We start from the raw sequence: 15,229 nt of genomic DNA on the forward strand, positions 1-15,229 counted from the left end.
AAGGCCAAGCATTAGAACTTGATTACCATCCATGTATTTACTTCTTAAATTATTGACTACAAAAACTAGATTTATTATCTCAAAAACAAACCCATTAAATCCACACTAAACGACGAAGAGCCCAAAAAATATTTTAAATATGACGAGTGTCATTTATTTACGTTTTTTTATTACGTGCTTTGGGCTGCCTTTGTTAGCATATACCCAATCGAGTTATTAAATTTAAAAAAGCTCTAGGGGTAAGGATTCCCCATTTAGATCTGGGAAGATAATGAGCAGCTATGAGGTGTAAGATGGAATCATTAAACTACGTAGAAATCCTAGGTTATCTAGCATCAGTGATGGTAGCTATTTCGTTAATGATGAAAGACATCGTGAAGCTACGTGTTTTGAACTTTATTGGTTGTGCATTATTTTCTAGCTATGGTGTGTTAATCGAAGCTTGGCCTGTAGCTGGTATGAATGCATTCATTGCCTGCATCAATGTTTACTATTTAGTAAAAATGTACCGTGAAGGTGCATTAAAGCCTGCAGTTGCTTAAGCTTTAAACGATAAAGAATTTTAAAGGCCGTAATGGGGTTACTCATTACGGCCTTTTGCTGTCATAAATCTTTCGTTGATATTTAACCCAAGCGTCATATCTCTTGACTATATTTAGCTTGTCTGAGGCGTGGAGTGAATCGAATGCTCAAGATTATTAATCAATGGGATAGAGATAGCTTCTACTGGGTTGTCCGTCAAACTCGACTACTGGGTTTAAAGTCTTTAGTAAGAAGGGTGTCAGCCAGTGGTGATGGGCATATTTATGCGCTGTTTTCAGTCGCGTGTTTATTGCTTCACCCCAAAGGCCAGTCTTTGTTCAACTTGTTAATGATGAGCTTTATTATCGAGTTGCCTTTGTATCTATTACTCAAAAATGGCATTCGACGTGTTCGCCCATGTTATGCTTTTCAAGGCTTGAGTGCAGATTTCGAACCTTCAGACAAATTTAGTTTACCTTCAGGGCATACCGCAGGTGCCGTTGTTATGGCCAGTGCTGTGTTCGTGGTATTCCCAATAGTTGGGTTGATATGGTTTGTTTGGGCAGTTGCAATTGGTGTATCTCGCGTCGCACTCGCAGTCCATTATCCAACCGATGTTTTTGCTGGCGCAATATTAGGTGTTTCATCAGTCATGATAGCAATTACCTATGTTGCCGGATAATTGTCGCTAGAAAAATGAAGCTTCTGTTCATTTTCTCTGGGGGCAGAAGGATGATAGATGCGAATTCTTTATGGTGTCCAAGGTACAGGGAATGGGCATTTAAGCCGTGCAAGAGTCATGGCTGAATCACTTAAAAAATCTGACATTCATGTCGATTATATGTTCAGCGGCAGAGAAGCTGATGGTTTTTTCGATATGGCGCCATTTGGTGATTATCAAGTTATGCGAGGCATGACTTTTCAAACCAAAGCGGGACGGATAGATGTTTCCAAAACCGTTTCCAATAACTTTTCTACTTCCATTCTCAAAGACATCGATTCACTGGATCTGAATGACTATGATCTTGTGTTGAATGACTATGAACCTATTTCAGCTTGGGCTGCAAAGCGTCAAGGCGTTCCATCAATCAGCATTAGCCACCAAGCGGCGATGAAACATGATGTGCCTAAAGTTGGTAAAAATTGGTTTAACGATATCTTCGTAAATCATTTTGCGCCAGTGGAGATCGCACTCGGTTGTCACTGGCATCATTTTGGTTTTCCTATTCTGCCACCATTTGTGGATGTGGGTGAAGTAAAGGCTGAATATAATCATAAGATATTGGTTTACCTACCATTTGAGTCGCCTGACGCTATTGTGAAATTCTTATCAAGGTTTGATGATTACCAGTTTTTGATCTATCACGCAGAACAGCCGAGTGTAGAATTACCTTCACATATCATCTGGTATGACTTTGACCGAGTTGGCTTTAAACAAAATCTCGCTTCATGTGGTGGCGTGGTGTGTAATGCAGGTTTTGAGTTGGTCAGTGAAGCATTAACCTTGGGAAAGAAAATATTAGTTAAACCTTTATTGGGTCAATTTGAGCAACTGTCTAACGTGGCCGCACTTGAACTACTTGCGGCGGCCGATGCCATGAAAAAACTGGATGAGGATAGTTTAAGTCGATGGTTAAAAAAGTCATCACCTGAGCCTGTAAAGTACCCGAAAGTTGGAGACAACCTTGTGAAATGGATTGAGCAAGGAGATTGGCACGAACATGAAGCGCTTTGCTCAGATTTATGGTCACAGGTTAAACTTCCAGTTAGTTGGCGCTAACTTTACAATGGTCTGCTCAATGACTCCATCGCAAAATCAAGAGCATAATGATAGCCCTTTGCGCCTAATCCGCAGATGACCGCTACTGCTTTATCTGAAAAGTATGAATGGTGGCGGAATGGCTCACGAGCATGAACATTAGAGAGGTGGACCTCAATAAATGGGATTTTCACCCCAGTTAAAGCATCTCGTAATGCGACACTTGTGTGAGTGTAGGCGGCAGGGTTGATGATGATAAATTCAGCGTCGGTTTGATGAATCGCATTGATTAGTTCATGCTCTGCATTGGACTGGATATGGTCTAAATGTATATTAGCTAACTGTGCTTGCTCTGTAAGAGAAGATACAATTGAAGCCAACGTTTGGTTACCATAATGCTGAGGTTCGCGGGTGCCTAATAGATTTAAATTTGGTCCGTTGACCAGTAGAACTTTTTTCATTGCTCTTCCATTTTAACCAAGCTATACAGCACAGCATAATCTGCTGTTGATTGAGAATCAAACCTTGGTTAAAACTTGATTTTGTTTTGGCGCAACGCTTTCGTTTGGCCTTTCTTTGTTTTGCTATCCATTCTCTTACGTTGTGAGCTTTTAGTCGGTCTCGTTGCTCTTCTTGCTTTTTGTATTACAGTAGCAGATAAAATGAGTTCTTTGAGACGGTTTAATGCGTCCTCTTTATTCATTTCTTGAGTTCGATGAGATTGTGATTTAATGATAATTACACCATCATCAGTAATACGACTGTCTGAAAGTTTAAGTAATCTTTCTTTATAAAATAAAGGCAATGTTGAGCTTTTAATGTCGAACCTCAAATGAATAGCCGTCGCAACTTTATTAACTCGCTGGCCTCCGCTCCCTTGAGAACGAATCGCATTTAACTCTATCTCCCAGCTTGCAAGCGTGATGGAATTAGAAATTTTAAGCATGTTCTACCACCCGCTTTTTTGGGCTAAATACACACAATTTATTACAGTGTTGAGCACTTGTGCCGTAAACATGGACACATAATCTTTCAACACCTGATACTGTGGTATGAATTTTAGTAAAAAAAATTTGAATCACGAGATGAACAATTTAGTTACAATTTACACCATTATACCGAAGTTATTATCGTTGCAGGGTAAATGGTTCGTTCGAAATTAAAAACCGGGTAACCTGCAATATTGAAATAGAATTCGTTGTTAGCATCAGTCCTCTGATTATCGACTCTTGAAGCCTTGACCTATTAAGGTGATTCTGATGTTTCTATTGACTGATCGTTATATCGATATCGAGCATAACAAGAGAAAAGTTACCGACATTGGTAATGATGTACATGTTTTTCTGGTTAGCCGTTCCAAAAACATCGGGAGATTCTGGTTCGAAAGCACGTTGGCTACGGATTGATGCAGATGGTTAAATATTTGGTTTCATCTGCTGGCTGAGTGGGTTTGAGTATATATTACAGCCAACAATAAACACAAACAAAGATGCTAAAAGGCGAAGGAGATTCTGATTAACTCCTTATAATAAAGCCGCAATCATGCGGCTTTGGTCAGATATGAAATTAAAAACCCGTGTAGTAATTTGGGTAACCGGCGATGCCTAAATAGAAGTGTTCTGTGTTAGGCCTGTTCTCATTCGTGTCAGGGTTAATGGAGGCTTTAACTTGCAGAGGTGAGCCAACTTTTTCTGTTAAAAAGCCGCTTTCTAGATCAAAGATTGAAACCGTATGCGTTTGTAAACCACCGAGTACATACAAGGTTTTTCCATTTCCAGACACGTAAATATCTTTTGAGTCATGAACATCAATGTTCCTTCGTTTCACTTCCTGAATACGAGAGAGCATGGCGCCTTCAACTTGATAGCTAGGTACTAAGTTCGCTCTGAAGGCGACACCAAATAGGTATTCATCTTTTGGCGTTAGCCATGTCCAACATGCTGCTGGGCGATCATCTGCTTGTGAATTTAATGTAATTGAAATTCCACCATCACCCGAAGGAGTAGAGTTATCATCGCTGGTGAATACTGTGTCGGTATTTGAAACATCTAATGACATTAAGCTGTAGTTGGTAAAACCTTCAGCAAGAATGGCATTAGAGACATAAATATACTCGTCATCACTCGACCAGCTAAAGCCTACTGAAACGGCAATGCTTTGATTACCAAACCAACGTGCATTATCAATACTGAAATTATCGCTATTGGCAGTTACATCGTATACATAAGTGCGTGCAGGCGATTGTAAGCTCTTATTTGAGACTTGGCTGATATGGCCGATGCCTATGGTCGTTACCGCTAATTTAGTGCCGTCATGGCTAAAACTTACTTGAGCTGGACCGCTCACTCTAGCGTCGTAGTCAGCAAGCTTTTTGACGGGGGTTAATACACCACCTTCAAACTTAAACAGATAGATGTTTCTGTAAGCTTGCTTAGAGGCGACACGTTGAAAGTACTCACCGAGGTTTTCTGTACCTTGGCCTAAGCAGGTTTCTAGGGTCGGGTTCACTTCTGCTGGTTTAATGCAGTGCTCAGTGTCTGTTTGGTTACCGACGACAACCCAAGTCGTCCCTTCGACAGTGAGCGAATCTAAAGTAACAGGGCGAAGACCGAAAGAATCCATATTGTGCACGCCAGCAACATCAGGACGCTGGTCAATTCGAGAAAGATCGCCAGTGATATCATTGATTTGAAATACACTGATGGAGCCATTTCCTGCTACGACTCTATCATCAAGCTCTGGCGTAGATTCCCCAGCATTAACCACCAATAATTTGTCACCGATCACGCGCATTGCGCCTTGAGCATCGAAGTCTCCATCATCGGCATCACCAATGCCACCTGTTGGAAAATGATCGAATTCAGTTAATGAGCCGTCTTCAGCAATTTTAAAACCAATAACCATATTACCTTCACTCGCAATACTGCTGTTGGTGCTGGTATACAGAAATTTAGTATTTTTTTCTGAGATGACGTTTTTTTTGTCCTTGTCACTGTCGTGACAAGCGGCGATAAAGGCTGTAGCTGCAATACAACTTATAAGCCCAATAAAACGAACTTTTTGCATTTCGAAAATCCTTTTAAATTACTTCAAACAAAGTATAGATGCTAAGAATGGGGGTGCTTGATTTTTGGTCAACTATAGCCATGCTTAAAATACAGCTCTTTATGGCAGATGGGTATGAACGAAGAGAACAACAATAAATACAGCAATATATATTGGGCGGGTGTTTGCGGCATTTGTGCAACCATTATCGGTTTGGGGATAGGTCGTTTTGCGTTTGTACCTTTAATTCCTGCAATGGTGAGTCATGATTGGTATAGCGAGGCGTTAACTGGATATTTGGGGTCGTCAACACTATTGGGGTATTTGATCGGGGGAATCACGGCCCATCGCTTATCAGAAAAATTTGGTTCTGCTAACACAATAAAATTATCGATGGTGATCATTACCATTGTGTATTTTGGTTGTTTTAATCCGTTTACCTATCCATGGTTTGTTTTTTGTCGTTTGTGGGCGGGGATCGCAGGTGCGTGGCTCACCATCATTGCACCTGGTTATATTTTTTATCGAACAGCACCAGAATACAAAGCAAGAGTAAGTGGTGCGATATTTTCTGGAATCGGTCTCGGGGTTGTTGTTTCTGGCTATATTGTTCCACACCTATTGGACATTAGTCTTTCATCAGCATGGATAGGGTTAGGTTCAGCGGCTTTGTTTTTTACATTACTTTCGTGGCGATTTTGGGTTCCACTCAAACAATTAAATAATGGCTCTGCACATCAACAGGTGAAAGAAGCATACACATTGGCCAATAGTCCTCATAAAAAAATGGTTGTGATGTTGTTAGCCGCTTATGCACTTGATGCCGTTGGTTTTCTCGCACACACGATATATTGGGTAAATTTTATTGTTCAAGATCTCAATATGAGCTTCATGGACGGAGGTTTTTATTGGGTTATGTTTGGCGTTGGAGCCATCATTGGACCCTATCTGACGGGGTATTTGGGTGATAAAGTTGGGTTAGAAAGGGTGCTTATTGGCGCATTTGTATGTAAATCTATCGCCGTATTTTTACCTCTCTATTCAACTAATACATGGGCATTGATGCTTTCTTCATTATTTGTTGGCGGTTTGACGTCTGGTGTCGTTTCATTAGTCTCAGCGGTAACACTCGACGTTGTAGGCCGAGCCCATCACAAACAAGTTTGGGGATGGATGACAATATCCTTTGCAACAACACAAGCCATAATGGGATATGGCATTGTGTTTATTTTCACTCAAACAATGGACTTTTATCTGTTGTTTAAAGTGTGCGGTTGCTGCTTAATAGTTTCCACACTACTGGCTTGGAAAATTAATTCTGAAATGAGACTGCAGCATTCGGTCGATAACACCAACGAATAGCGATGTAAGCGCTCATAACGACGGCAAACAGTGCTAGCCAATACGGTGCTTCGAAGTTGAGCAATTGGAAGCCAATAAAGGCACTGAGTGCACCAATTAACGCAAAGGGTAATTGTGTGGTGACGTGCTGAAAAGGTTCGCAGCCACTGCTGGTGGCACTTAATACACTGGTGTCTGAAATAGGTGAGCAATGATCTCCAAAAACAGATCCCGCCATAACAGCACTGATTGCAGGTATCAGCATCTCTGGATCAATGATGTGGGCAATTTCTCCGCCAATAGGGATCATAATGGCAAACGTGCCCCAGCTTGAACCCGTAGCAAATGCCATTAACGCACATAAACCGAACAAGCCACTAAGAAGATAATACTTAGATAAATACAACCCAGACCAACTCGCAAGTAGTTTTGCGACTTGAAGTTCTTTGATTATCGTTCCGATTAGCCATGTGAAAATCAAAATGGTCACGGCAAAGCTGATGGTTTTGATCCCTAACCAACTTGATTTGAACAAAACGCTAGCTCTGACTTTATCTTTAATTAGAAGTATAAATGTAATCAGAGCTGAAAATAAGCTCGCATTACGCATGGTTTCACCGATGTTTGCGTTTGCAATCCAGTCGCTGAAATGTGGACTGTTTGATGCATTGTATCCTGACCATAAGATTAACACGATTGAGCCAATTAATAGGCTTAAAATGGGAATGATCAATAGCCATGGAGAACCTTTGGCTTCTGATTCAGAATGTTCAAACGTAATGTCTTGGTTTTTATCATCAAACCCAATGCCTGACCACGCCACATAGAATGAAATCAGCAGTGTGATAATGGCATAAAAGTTCATCTGAGCGATGTCGATAAAATTACTGAATGGATTTCCCTGTAAAAAAGATAAACTTGCGAGCAGAGCAATGACAAAAGGTCCCCAGCTGGATAAGGGAATGAGTGAAGTGACAGGAGAAGCGCTCGAGTCAACAAAGTAGGCTAAACGAGAAGAGGATATACGATACTTTTCACTCAACGGTTGGCAAACATTACCGACCGCTAAACAACTGAATAAACCATCAATAAAGACAAACCAGCCAAGAAAAATAACACCTATTCTAGCCTGACGTTGATTTTTAATGCGTAATTGCAGCCAATTAGAGAAAGATTCAACAGCATGGCTTTGTGACAACATCTTAGTCATGATGCCAAGCATAAACATGGTTAAGATGATATTGATATGCCAAGCTTGCCATTGTTGCTTGTCATAAAACTGCTTAATGAGAAGCTCAGAAAGATAATTAAAACTCGATGAAAATGTAAATTGATTTAATACTAAAGTGCCAAAAATCGTCCCTAAACCTAATGCTAAGAGCGTATTACGCAGAGTTAACGCCAGAATAAGAGTGAGAATAAGTGGGCTAAGTATCAGTAATTCATTCATTTTGAAAATTATTCATTGATGTCAGTTTAAGTATACCGTGAAACAGACCAGTATTGTCGAGCTTATGTTTCACTGCTTATGGTTACGAATAGATACTTTCAGAGTGAATAAGTGTAATTTTTTACGAATAAGGGCACTTTTCGCTGTTAATCAACTCTAAACCACTGTTAAAATCTAGCCATCACCCAGCAATTATAGGGATTTCCATGAGTTTAGAATTATTATCGAAGCTGGAATCTAAAATCCAGAATGCATTAGAAGCCATTGAATTACAAAAGATGGAAATTGACGAGTTAAAGCAAACGAACTCTGAATTGAACACTGAAAATGAAAAGTTGAAACAAGACTTAAGTTCTTGGAATGATAAAGTGAACGGTCTAGTGGGTTTACTTAATGATGAAATCAGCGAGTAATTCTATTTTTAATTATTATTATGCAGCGATTATCGCTGCATAATTTTTTTAAGCGGGCAAATTAAGAGCAAAAAACAGGTTCTTTAGACAAACTGATTAAAGAGTTCATTTCAGAGATCGCTTGCTTTACTCTTGGGCGACACCATCGCGGCATCAGCAATTGCCCTTGCTTAAAGTGAAGTACACCAAGATCTTTAACCCAAATGGCTCCGCTAGCAAAAATTCGAACGTGCTTAGCTATTAATTTCGGAGCGTAAACCGGAAATCTTCTCATTGTTACACCTCATGACATACGTGTCTTTATTGTCTGCATTTATTGGACAGAAGAATTGTATAAAAGTTTCCAGTGTTACACTCATTAATTTTTATTTACTTGCAAGGTGTTGAATTAATTCTACTAATTCATTATCAGATTTAAGTGATGGACGGTGAATACGATAGCGGCCATTAACAATTAAATCTGGAATAGTGGTAATGCCAAGCTTTTTTATCTCAGCACCTTGCTTTGCTACGGTTGCTCTGATGGTAAATGCATTGGCCTCTTTATAGTTCGAAGGGCTTACACCTGCGTCTATCACCATCTTCTCAACGTCACTTGCATTGGTTGGACGTTTTCTTTTTACATGAATCGCATTAAAAATTTTAGATTCGACAGGTTTCTCTTTCCCTAAACGCTCTGCTAAAACGTAGGCTTTCGTTAAATCTTCTGTAACATGATTGGGGATAAACGTATGGACTTGTCTGAATTTAATGGACTCGGGTAAATTACTTTTTAACGTGTGGGCTGTTGATGTTGAAAACCGAAAACAGTGACCGCAAAAAAATGAGAAATATTCTGTGATGGTTGGTGAAGCGGTTGGCTGTGGGGTATCTAATTTTGAGTAATGCGTGCCTTCTGTAAAGTCTTTTGCTCCGCTCGCAAAAGAAACCATAAGTGTCAGTGCTAAAAACCATTTTTTCATTATACGTTTCCTTGTTCATTTTCTATTAACATAACACAAACAAACGCTCACAAAAAAGGAGCCGTTAAGCTCCTTTTTCAATCAAGGGTTAAATTTATTTATTTTTAGCAACCCAAACTGCGATGTTAATGAAATCATCCCAAGTTTTAATTTCTTTTTTAAGTACTTTATATTTACCGTTGATGACCAGTTCTGGTACACCGTTAATTTGATCGTCTTTCGCATCTCGAGCCATTTGAGCAACACGAGCATTGACGGCAAACGAGTTAACCACTGAGTCGAACTCTTTAGCATCAACACCGCTGGCGATGAATATCTTACGGATGTCCTTCATGCCTAGAATGCGTTGGCGCTTAACATGAATGTCGTTAAACAAGGCACCTTCGATTTTATGTTTTACATTTAAAAGCTCAGCAATAGCAAAAGCGCGGGTTAAGTCTTTACCAATATCACCGCCTAAAAAGTCAACGTGTGATTGAGTGAACTTAACACCTTTAGGTAGCTGCTTTTCAAGTTTAGGAAGTACGTTTAGATAAAACTGAAAACAATGAGGGCACAAGAAAGAGAAGTACTCTTTAATTTCCGGTGTTTTTGTTTTTGGACCTTGATTGATAACACTATAGTGAACGCCTTCTTTGTACACTGTGGCAGCTTGAGAAAGCATAGGTGCAAGCAGTAATGCTGCAGCCATTAAAAGTATCTTCTTCATTGTTTTTCCTACTGACTAAAAAACAGACTTCAATTATTGGTCGTTAACATAAACCTTTTTATTGTTATAACTCAAGCAGTTTATGAACTTTATGAGTATAAATGCAACTTGTGCCTTAAGCTACATCATATCAATGATAAATTCTTAATTGATTTTGCACGTAGCTGAAGTCATGGGATTCACTGTTGCAGAGGTTTATACCCATGATACCTGAAGATGCTCGATTTCAGCGAGAATGCACAACTTGTTAATCAAGGCGACAGTGTGCGGCAATAGTGAGCTATTGTTAGCACTGGCAACGAAGAGTAACAAGCTGTGCAACTCGCACTTCTCAGCGACAATTCTTCTTTGTTACATTAGCTCGAAAGAATCCCGATATTCCTTCGCTAATGCGCCTCAAAGAATTGGCGCTGAGAAAGTCCTGAAACATGCATCTTCAGGTATCATGTGTATATATGAGTTGAATTGCGAATGTAATACATCATTAAAACTTTATCATTTTAATGGTCAATCCTAATTATTTGTCTCATACTTAGAAAAATAGATTAGTACTTTACTCAAATGTCAATATTCCGATCACGAGATGGGCTTAGCCTTTCCCAATATAGAGCTATTGAAAAAGTTAGCTCTAAACCAGATGAAACAAAGGCACAGTATCGACTGCACCTACAGAACGGTAAGACCAGAGATTACAAAGTTAAGTTTGAGGGTAACCGTGCTGTATCAGCATCGGCTAGAGGCAACTTTTGGTGGAAATATCATCATGAATATGAAGAAAGAGAAGAGGCTGGTATTCTTTATCAGCTAAACCATGAAGAAATAAAAAATTCTCCTTGTGTCATAGATGTATCGAGCGACTCATCTCGACCTTTACCTTTGACAAAAGATGAGTGGGTTTCAAGGGCTAATCTCCCAGTTAATGTTTCAAACCCTGCACTTACATTGGTGTTGGATCTGGATGATACACTTATGTCGAAAAAGTTAACTGCTACTTTTAATAAAGAGTCTTCAGTCTTTGAGGGACGATACTTTAATCATAAGGCTATGCAACAAATAAGCGCATTTCAAAAGCGAGGTCATAAAGTTGCTGTTCTTACTAGTGCAACATATCCATTTAAAGATGTTGCCAATGCATTTTCGGATTTTAATGTCGGCTTAGAAAATGCTCGTTATTTCGACCTTAATCACAAAGCAAGAAAAGGATTATTTAAACCAGACTTTCTCGATAAGTATGCTTTTGATGAAAGCTGCTTGTATGTTGATGATAAAAATTTGAATCAGTCGGACTCAACTCATTTTCATCATGCAACAGTAATTCAGCCATTTCCTGAGTTGTTAATTGAGCCACCCAATACATAAGTACCTGACCATAAGTTTCTTAAGCTCTTCTTGCGCCCAGTTTCAGCACTCTACTGCGTTACAATTTCGGTTACATAGCTATGGCAATGCGTCCTATATGGCGCCTTGTAAAGCACTAAACCTGAACACAATAATTTTCAACCTAAAAAACTCAGTTGAACGCTAAATAACTTTTTAAGCTTATGAAAGTAAGAAAATAATCTGATTAACTGTTATCACCTATTGGGTGAATCGCTCTACGCTCACAAGCTGGCTAAAATTGCCGTTATCTACGTTAGAACATTTGCAAGTAGATTAACTACTTGCTGCACGTTCTGCCTTGCTACCGACAATTCTTTCTGCGCTTGAGAACGTACCCAACTGAGTTTTCTAGGTTCAAAGAACTTATCGACAGGTAGTTAGTCGAGATTTTTGCTCGAGGTAAACGGCTTTAAAACCTTTAAAATAAACAGTTTCAAAAGCTATTGCTTAGTAAGGTATTAAGCTCAACGGTGCTTCATCTAAGGCCGCTAATTGTTCCTTAAATGCTAAGATCTGTTCTTCCCAATATTTCTCTGAATTAAACCAAGGGAAGTGCATTGGAAATGCAGGGTCATCCCAACGGCGACTAATCCAAGCATTATAGTAAAGCATTCTTAAGGCACGCAAAGGCTCTATCAAAGTGAGTTCCTTAGTATCAAAATCACAGAATTCTTCATAAGCCTCAAGCAAAATTTCAAGTTGCATGACTTTTTGAGGACGATCGCCGGTAAGCATCATCCATAAATCTTGAATTGCAGGGCCTGTACGAGCATCATCTAAGTCAACAAAACCAGGGCCATCAGGTGTCCACAAAATATTTCCTGGGTGCAAGTCACCGTGTAATCTAAATTGAGTTGGACTTTGTTTCTGCCAAATTTGTTTACTGGCGGTCAATACTTGCTCGGTGATCGTAAAGAAAGCAGTTTCTAATGAGCTAGGGATATGGCCTGATTGCTTAAGCCAATCAATCGAATCGTCACCTAAAGATTGTGGTGTGTAAGCTGGACGGTAATTAAAATGCTTACTTTTACCACATTGGTGCAAGCGGCCAATAAAGTGACCAACCATTTCTAATTGCTCTAGATTATCGACTTCAAAGTTTCTGCCGCCCATAGAAGGAAATAGCGCAAACCGATAACCTTTGTACTCATGTAATGTTTGTTGGTTAATGGTCAGTGGCAATGCGAGTGGCACTTCTGCTTCGGCAATTTCATAAGAGAACGTGTGTTCTTCTATAATTTGCTCTGTGCTCCAGCGCTCAGGTCGGTAAAATTTGACGACGTACTTTTTACCATGATCACAACGAAAGTGATAAACACGGTTTTCATAGCTATTCAGGGCTAATAAACCGCTTTCAGGGTAAATGCCAATACTCTCAATTGCATCAAGAATTAAATCGGGGGTCAATGCACGATAATCAAACTCAGCACTGTGATGATCCATACCTGAAGGTTGATTAGTGTTCACTAGCATTACTCCTAGGACTAACATGGTTTACTTTCGATATTAGACTGGCTAAATACTCTAGCGTTTCCCAATCGTTTTCATGCTCTACGTGTAACCAACAAACATCGGCATAGAATTCATAATTCAAGGTAAAAAAGCAACCTTCGAATTCGAGTAACCATTGATGCCTGTCTGCTCCCCAATGACGTTGGATGATTCGGGAGTCTATCGATGCCGCAAAAGATTCGGCAAATGCATCGAATTGTTCAAACTCAATATCAGCAATGAATGATACGTTTTTACTTTTGAAATCAAGCTGGACGGAGTGAAGAGAAATTGGAGCAGTCAAAATAATCCGAGTATAATTTAACAGTATATCTAGCAGATTATACTCGGATTTGGCTGGTTATGCTGAGGCTTTTTCTTTCGCTTTTTCAATCCGCTTAATGCGGCCAGCAAAACCGGTAACGGTTCCGTCAGTTAACTCATGATCAATGGCTTTGTTACATACTTCAATCGCCTGTTCGAAGTTACCATTATCTTGAGCTAAGGTGGCTAACTGCATAAATGCTGTGCCTTTAATAACAGACTCAATCTTGTTTTCGCTACGATATGCGAGATACTGTTCAAATGCTTTTTCATACTCGCTTGCTAGCGAATAGCCATAAATCAAATACTGTTGAGATTTTCGCTGCTTATAGCACTCAGAAATAGCTGCAGTGATGGCAGAGTAAGTTTCTTCTGCGTTAGATGCCGTATTTTGTAGCTCTAGTGCTTTAGTGAGGTTAGTATTGGCCCAATCAAGTTGTACTGAACTTGCCTCTGCCTGCACTGGTTCTGGTTCAGCGACTTCCAGAGTTTCTTCTACAACAGCTAAATGCTCATTTTCATCAACCGTATTTTGGGTTGAAGCGACTTCTGGTTCAGCTACTTTAACTGGCTCAGCATCAGCCACTTGCTCTGTCTCTGCCTCTGAATGAGTTTGGTTAGTATCCTCTGTCATTGTTTTATTGTCTTTTTCGTTGTTTTTGCGCATATAAAGAAAAACGAAAACGCCAACAATGATAAGTAGCAGCACAAATTTCACAGTCCTGTCCCCTAGTAGCTATTTATAAATATGTGTTTAAGATGATATAAAATTGTCGAATTATCATCCTACGGTGGCTATATTTAGAGCATTGAGCACACTAAATGCAAGTGTTTTATTACCTTTTATTAACTAATTACTAAAAAATATTGTTTTTTTTGCGTTAAATCGAGTTTTTAGGTCATTTATCTGCTTTTTTGGGGGGGATTTTGGAGTCGATATCTGAATTTTTTCAACAAGCTTATTGGTGGCTGTCTTTACTTGGGGGACTTCACTGCGCAGTTCTTGCTGCTTTACTGTGGCTAAAGCCATCCTCGTCAAATCAATCGCAACAAATGATAGTGGTCGCCATCTTTGTGACATTATCATTATATTTCTTTACTGGAATTATCAATAAGCAGAATGCCCCTTTGCCTATTCATATCGTACTGGCGATGATAACGCCAATGTACTTCTTGTTGATGCCGCTCTTGTATTTATATTGTAAATCTGAATTGAATTGCCGCGTCGTCTTCAATAGTAAATCTTTATTTTGGCATTATATGCCCGCATTGATTGTCGCACTGGTTGTTTTATTCTTTACCTTAACTCACTTTAATACTCAGGCATTTTTGGTCAGTGAGACGGTCAAGATCAGTAAAATTAATACGTTTTCATTGTTAGGTATGATCTTGCCTACACTGCTGCTTACTCAAACGGTGGTGTACTTTTTTGCCATCATTAGGGTGATGAGACTTAAAAGGCATATTGAATCCGTTTTACCTAGAACTGCTGTAGACGACCTAAAGCTTAAGTGGCTTTTAGTATTAGCGATAGCGATCATTATTAATTGGTTAATTCGTTGCTTATTGGCGAGTTTTCCATTTGTTTTTGGGGACCAATATTGGCTGATCACCCAAACGCTTACTCGGTTTAATTTGTTGATCACACTATACGCACTTGCCATATATCGTTTGCAGCAACTGACGGTAATCGCATATCAAAATGGCTTAATTGCCCAGAATTATGATAAAAAAGATAAGCGGCACACTGATTTACTCGATAATGAAGAAAAGGATTTTTTATCCACGATTTTTAAAGATAAGAAATAAACCTATTTTTTTGGAGGTAGTGAT

Annotated in this window: 17 protein-coding genes; 7 read left to right on the forward strand and 10 right to left on the reverse strand. The window is 39.4% G+C overall.

What is annotated here, in order from left to right; translation table 11 throughout:
- The first annotated feature begins 293 nt into the window (after positions 1–293).
- The 3 genes from JQC92_RS03930 (at position 294) to JQC92_RS03940 (ending at position 2,302) form a co-directional block, all read left to right on the forward strand.
- Positions 294–542, forward strand: a complete 249-nt coding sequence (locus JQC92_RS03930; protein ID WP_129946141.1) for a YgjV family protein — start codon at positions 294–296, stop codon at positions 540–542.
- Between the two features lie 143 nt (positions 543–685).
- The gene (locus JQC92_RS03935; RefSeq protein WP_204998424.1) at positions 686–1,204 is read left to right on the forward strand and encodes a phosphatase PAP2 family protein; all 519 of its coding nucleotides are present in this window, start codon (positions 686–688) and stop codon (positions 1,202–1,204) included.
- 57 nt (positions 1,205–1,261) lie between these two features.
- On the forward strand, positions 1,262–2,302 hold the full coding sequence (locus JQC92_RS03940) for an MJ1255/VC2487 family glycosyltransferase (RefSeq protein WP_204998425.1): 1,041 nt from the start codon (positions 1,262–1,264) through the stop codon (positions 2,300–2,302).
- Positions 2,303–2,304: 2 nt separating this feature from the next.
- Here the strand turns inward: JQC92_RS03940 and aroQ are convergent, their stop codons facing one another.
- The 3 genes from aroQ to JQC92_RS03955 all read right to left on the reverse strand — a co-directional run bounded on the left by aroQ (position 2,305) and on the right by JQC92_RS03955 (position 5,347).
- On the reverse strand, positions 2,305–2,742 hold the full coding sequence (gene aroQ, locus JQC92_RS03945) for a type II 3-dehydroquinate dehydratase (RefSeq protein WP_204998426.1): 438 nt from the start codon (positions 2,740–2,742) through the stop codon (positions 2,305–2,307).
- A 68-nt stretch (positions 2,743–2,810) separates the two neighbouring features.
- Positions 2,811–3,227: an alternative ribosome rescue aminoacyl-tRNA hydrolase ArfB gene (gene arfB / locus JQC92_RS03950; protein ID WP_204998427.1), complete on the reverse strand. Its 417-nt coding sequence runs from the start codon at positions 3,225–3,227 to the stop codon at positions 2,811–2,813.
- A gap of 620 nt (positions 3,228–3,847) precedes the next feature.
- A complete protein-coding gene (locus JQC92_RS03955; RefSeq protein ID WP_204998428.1) occupies positions 3,848–5,347 on the reverse strand; it encodes a hypothetical protein in 1,500 nt (499 codons plus the stop codon).
- A 114-nt stretch (positions 5,348–5,461) separates the two neighbouring features.
- Between JQC92_RS03955 and JQC92_RS03960 the strand changes: the two genes are divergently transcribed.
- Positions 5,462–6,688, forward strand: a complete 1,227-nt coding sequence (locus JQC92_RS03960; protein ID WP_204998429.1) for a YbfB/YjiJ family MFS transporter — start codon at positions 5,462–5,464, stop codon at positions 6,686–6,688.
- Here the strand turns inward: JQC92_RS03960 and JQC92_RS03965 are convergent.
- Complete coding sequence (locus JQC92_RS03965) at positions 6,639–8,117, reverse strand: Na+/H+ antiporter NhaC family protein (RefSeq protein ID WP_204998430.1); 1,479 nt, start codon at positions 8,115–8,117, stop codon at positions 6,639–6,641. The two genes, JQC92_RS03960 and JQC92_RS03965, sit on opposite strands and share 50 nt — an antisense overlap.
- A gap of 206 nt (positions 8,118–8,323) precedes the next feature.
- Between JQC92_RS03965 and JQC92_RS03970 the strand changes: the two genes are divergently transcribed.
- Positions 8,324–8,530: a cell division protein ZapB gene (locus tag JQC92_RS03970; RefSeq protein WP_204998431.1), complete on the forward strand. Its 207-nt coding sequence runs from the start codon at positions 8,324–8,326 to the stop codon at positions 8,528–8,530.
- A 61-nt stretch (positions 8,531–8,591) separates the two neighbouring features.
- On the opposite strand, the gene JQC92_RS03975 is transcribed toward JQC92_RS03970, so the two are convergent.
- The 3 genes from JQC92_RS03975 to JQC92_RS03985 all read right to left on the reverse strand — a co-directional run bounded on the left by JQC92_RS03975 (position 8,592) and on the right by JQC92_RS03985 (position 10,201).
- Positions 8,592–8,804: a DUF1107 family protein gene (locus JQC92_RS03975; protein ID WP_204998432.1), complete on the reverse strand. Its 213-nt coding sequence runs from the start codon at positions 8,802–8,804 to the stop codon at positions 8,592–8,594.
- Between the two features lie 91 nt (positions 8,805–8,895).
- Positions 8,896–9,492: a thiol:disulfide interchange protein DsbA/DsbL gene (locus JQC92_RS03980; RefSeq protein WP_204998433.1), complete on the reverse strand. Its 597-nt coding sequence runs from the start codon at positions 9,490–9,492 to the stop codon at positions 8,896–8,898.
- A 94-nt stretch (positions 9,493–9,586) separates the two neighbouring features.
- Positions 9,587–10,201, reverse strand: coding sequence for a thiol:disulfide interchange protein DsbA/DsbL (locus JQC92_RS03985; RefSeq protein ID WP_204998434.1), 615 nt, complete (start codon positions 10,199–10,201; stop codon positions 9,587–9,589).
- 561 nt (positions 10,202–10,762) lie between these two features.
- Here JQC92_RS03985 and JQC92_RS03990 point away from each other — a divergent pair.
- Positions 10,763–11,560: a hypothetical protein gene (locus tag JQC92_RS03990; RefSeq protein WP_204998435.1), complete on the forward strand. Its 798-nt coding sequence runs from the start codon at positions 10,763–10,765 to the stop codon at positions 11,558–11,560.
- Between the two features lie 468 nt (positions 11,561–12,028).
- Here the strand turns inward: JQC92_RS03990 and JQC92_RS03995 are convergent, their stop codons facing one another.
- Genes JQC92_RS03995 through JQC92_RS04005 form a run of 3 tightly spaced genes read right to left on the reverse strand, consistent with a single transcriptional unit; the run spans position 12,029 to position 14,114 of the window.
- On the reverse strand, positions 12,029–13,054 hold the full coding sequence (locus JQC92_RS03995) for a serine/threonine protein kinase (RefSeq protein WP_420851290.1): 1,026 nt from the start codon (positions 13,052–13,054) through the stop codon (positions 12,029–12,031).
- Positions 13,038–13,376, reverse strand: coding sequence for a DUF3630 family protein (locus JQC92_RS04000; protein WP_239480339.1), 339 nt, complete (start codon positions 13,374–13,376; stop codon positions 13,038–13,040). Before JQC92_RS04000 ends, JQC92_RS03995 begins: the two co-directional genes overlap by 17 nt.
- Before the next feature lie 57 nt (positions 13,377–13,433).
- Positions 13,434–14,114 carry a hypothetical protein gene (locus tag JQC92_RS04005; RefSeq protein WP_204998436.1) on the reverse strand — a complete coding sequence of 227 codons (681 nt, stop codon included), beginning with the start codon at positions 14,112–14,114 and terminating at the stop codon, positions 13,434–13,436.
- Between the two features lie 209 nt (positions 14,115–14,323).
- On the opposite strand from JQC92_RS04005, the gene JQC92_RS04010 reads away from it, so the two are divergent.
- The gene (locus tag JQC92_RS04010) at positions 14,324–15,205 is read left to right on the forward strand and encodes a hypothetical protein (RefSeq protein WP_204998437.1); all 882 of its coding nucleotides are present in this window, start codon (positions 14,324–14,326) and stop codon (positions 15,203–15,205) included.
- The last annotated feature ends 24 nt before the right edge of the window (positions 15,206–15,229 follow it).

This window comes from Parashewanella hymeniacidonis (genome assembly GCF_016900895.1).
GTDB classification, from domain to species: Bacteria; Pseudomonadota; Gammaproteobacteria; order Enterobacterales; family Shewanellaceae; genus Parashewanella; species Parashewanella hymeniacidonis.

Bases quoted from the DNA above. Each gene is read 5' to 3' on its own strand.
- aroQ (WP_204998426.1), bottom strand. From the start codon at position 2,742: ATGAAAAAAGTTCTACTGGTCAACGGACCAAATTTAAATCTATTAGGC.
- JQC92_RS03930 (WP_129946141.1), top strand. From the start codon at position 294: ATGGAATCATTAAACTACGTAGAAATCCTAGGTTATCTAGCATCAGTG.
- arfB (WP_204998427.1), bottom strand. From the start codon at position 3,227: ATGCTTAAAATTTCTAATTCCATCACGCTTGCAAGCTGGGAGATAGAG.
- JQC92_RS03965 (WP_204998430.1), bottom strand. From the start codon at position 8,117: ATGAATGAATTACTGATACTTAGCCCACTTATTCTCACTCTTATTCTG.
- JQC92_RS03935 (WP_204998424.1), top strand. From the start codon at position 686: ATGCTCAAGATTATTAATCAATGGGATAGAGATAGCTTCTACTGGGTT.
- JQC92_RS03940 (WP_204998425.1), top strand. From the start codon at position 1,262: ATGCGAATTCTTTATGGTGTCCAAGGTACAGGGAATGGGCATTTAAGC.
- JQC92_RS03985 (WP_204998434.1), bottom strand. From the start codon at position 10,201: ATGAAGAAGATACTTTTAATGGCTGCAGCATTACTGCTTGCACCTATG.
- JQC92_RS03955 (WP_204998428.1), bottom strand. From the start codon at position 5,347: ATGCAAAAAGTTCGTTTTATTGGGCTTATAAGTTGTATTGCAGCTACA.
- JQC92_RS03990 (WP_204998435.1), top strand. From the start codon at position 10,763: ATGTCAATATTCCGATCACGAGATGGGCTTAGCCTTTCCCAATATAGA.
- JQC92_RS03970 (WP_204998431.1), top strand. From the start codon at position 8,324: ATGAGTTTAGAATTATTATCGAAGCTGGAATCTAAAATCCAGAATGCA.
- JQC92_RS03960 (WP_204998429.1), top strand. From the start codon at position 5,462: ATGAACGAAGAGAACAACAATAAATACAGCAATATATATTGGGCGGGT.
- JQC92_RS03980 (WP_204998433.1), bottom strand. From the start codon at position 9,492: ATGAAAAAATGGTTTTTAGCACTGACACTTATGGTTTCTTTTGCGAGC.
- JQC92_RS03975 (WP_204998432.1), bottom strand. From the start codon at position 8,804: ATGAGAAGATTTCCGGTTTACGCTCCGAAATTAATAGCTAAGCACGTT.
- JQC92_RS03995 (WP_420851290.1), bottom strand. From the start codon at position 13,054: ATGCTAGTGAACACTAATCAACCTTCAGGTATGGATCATCACAGTGCT.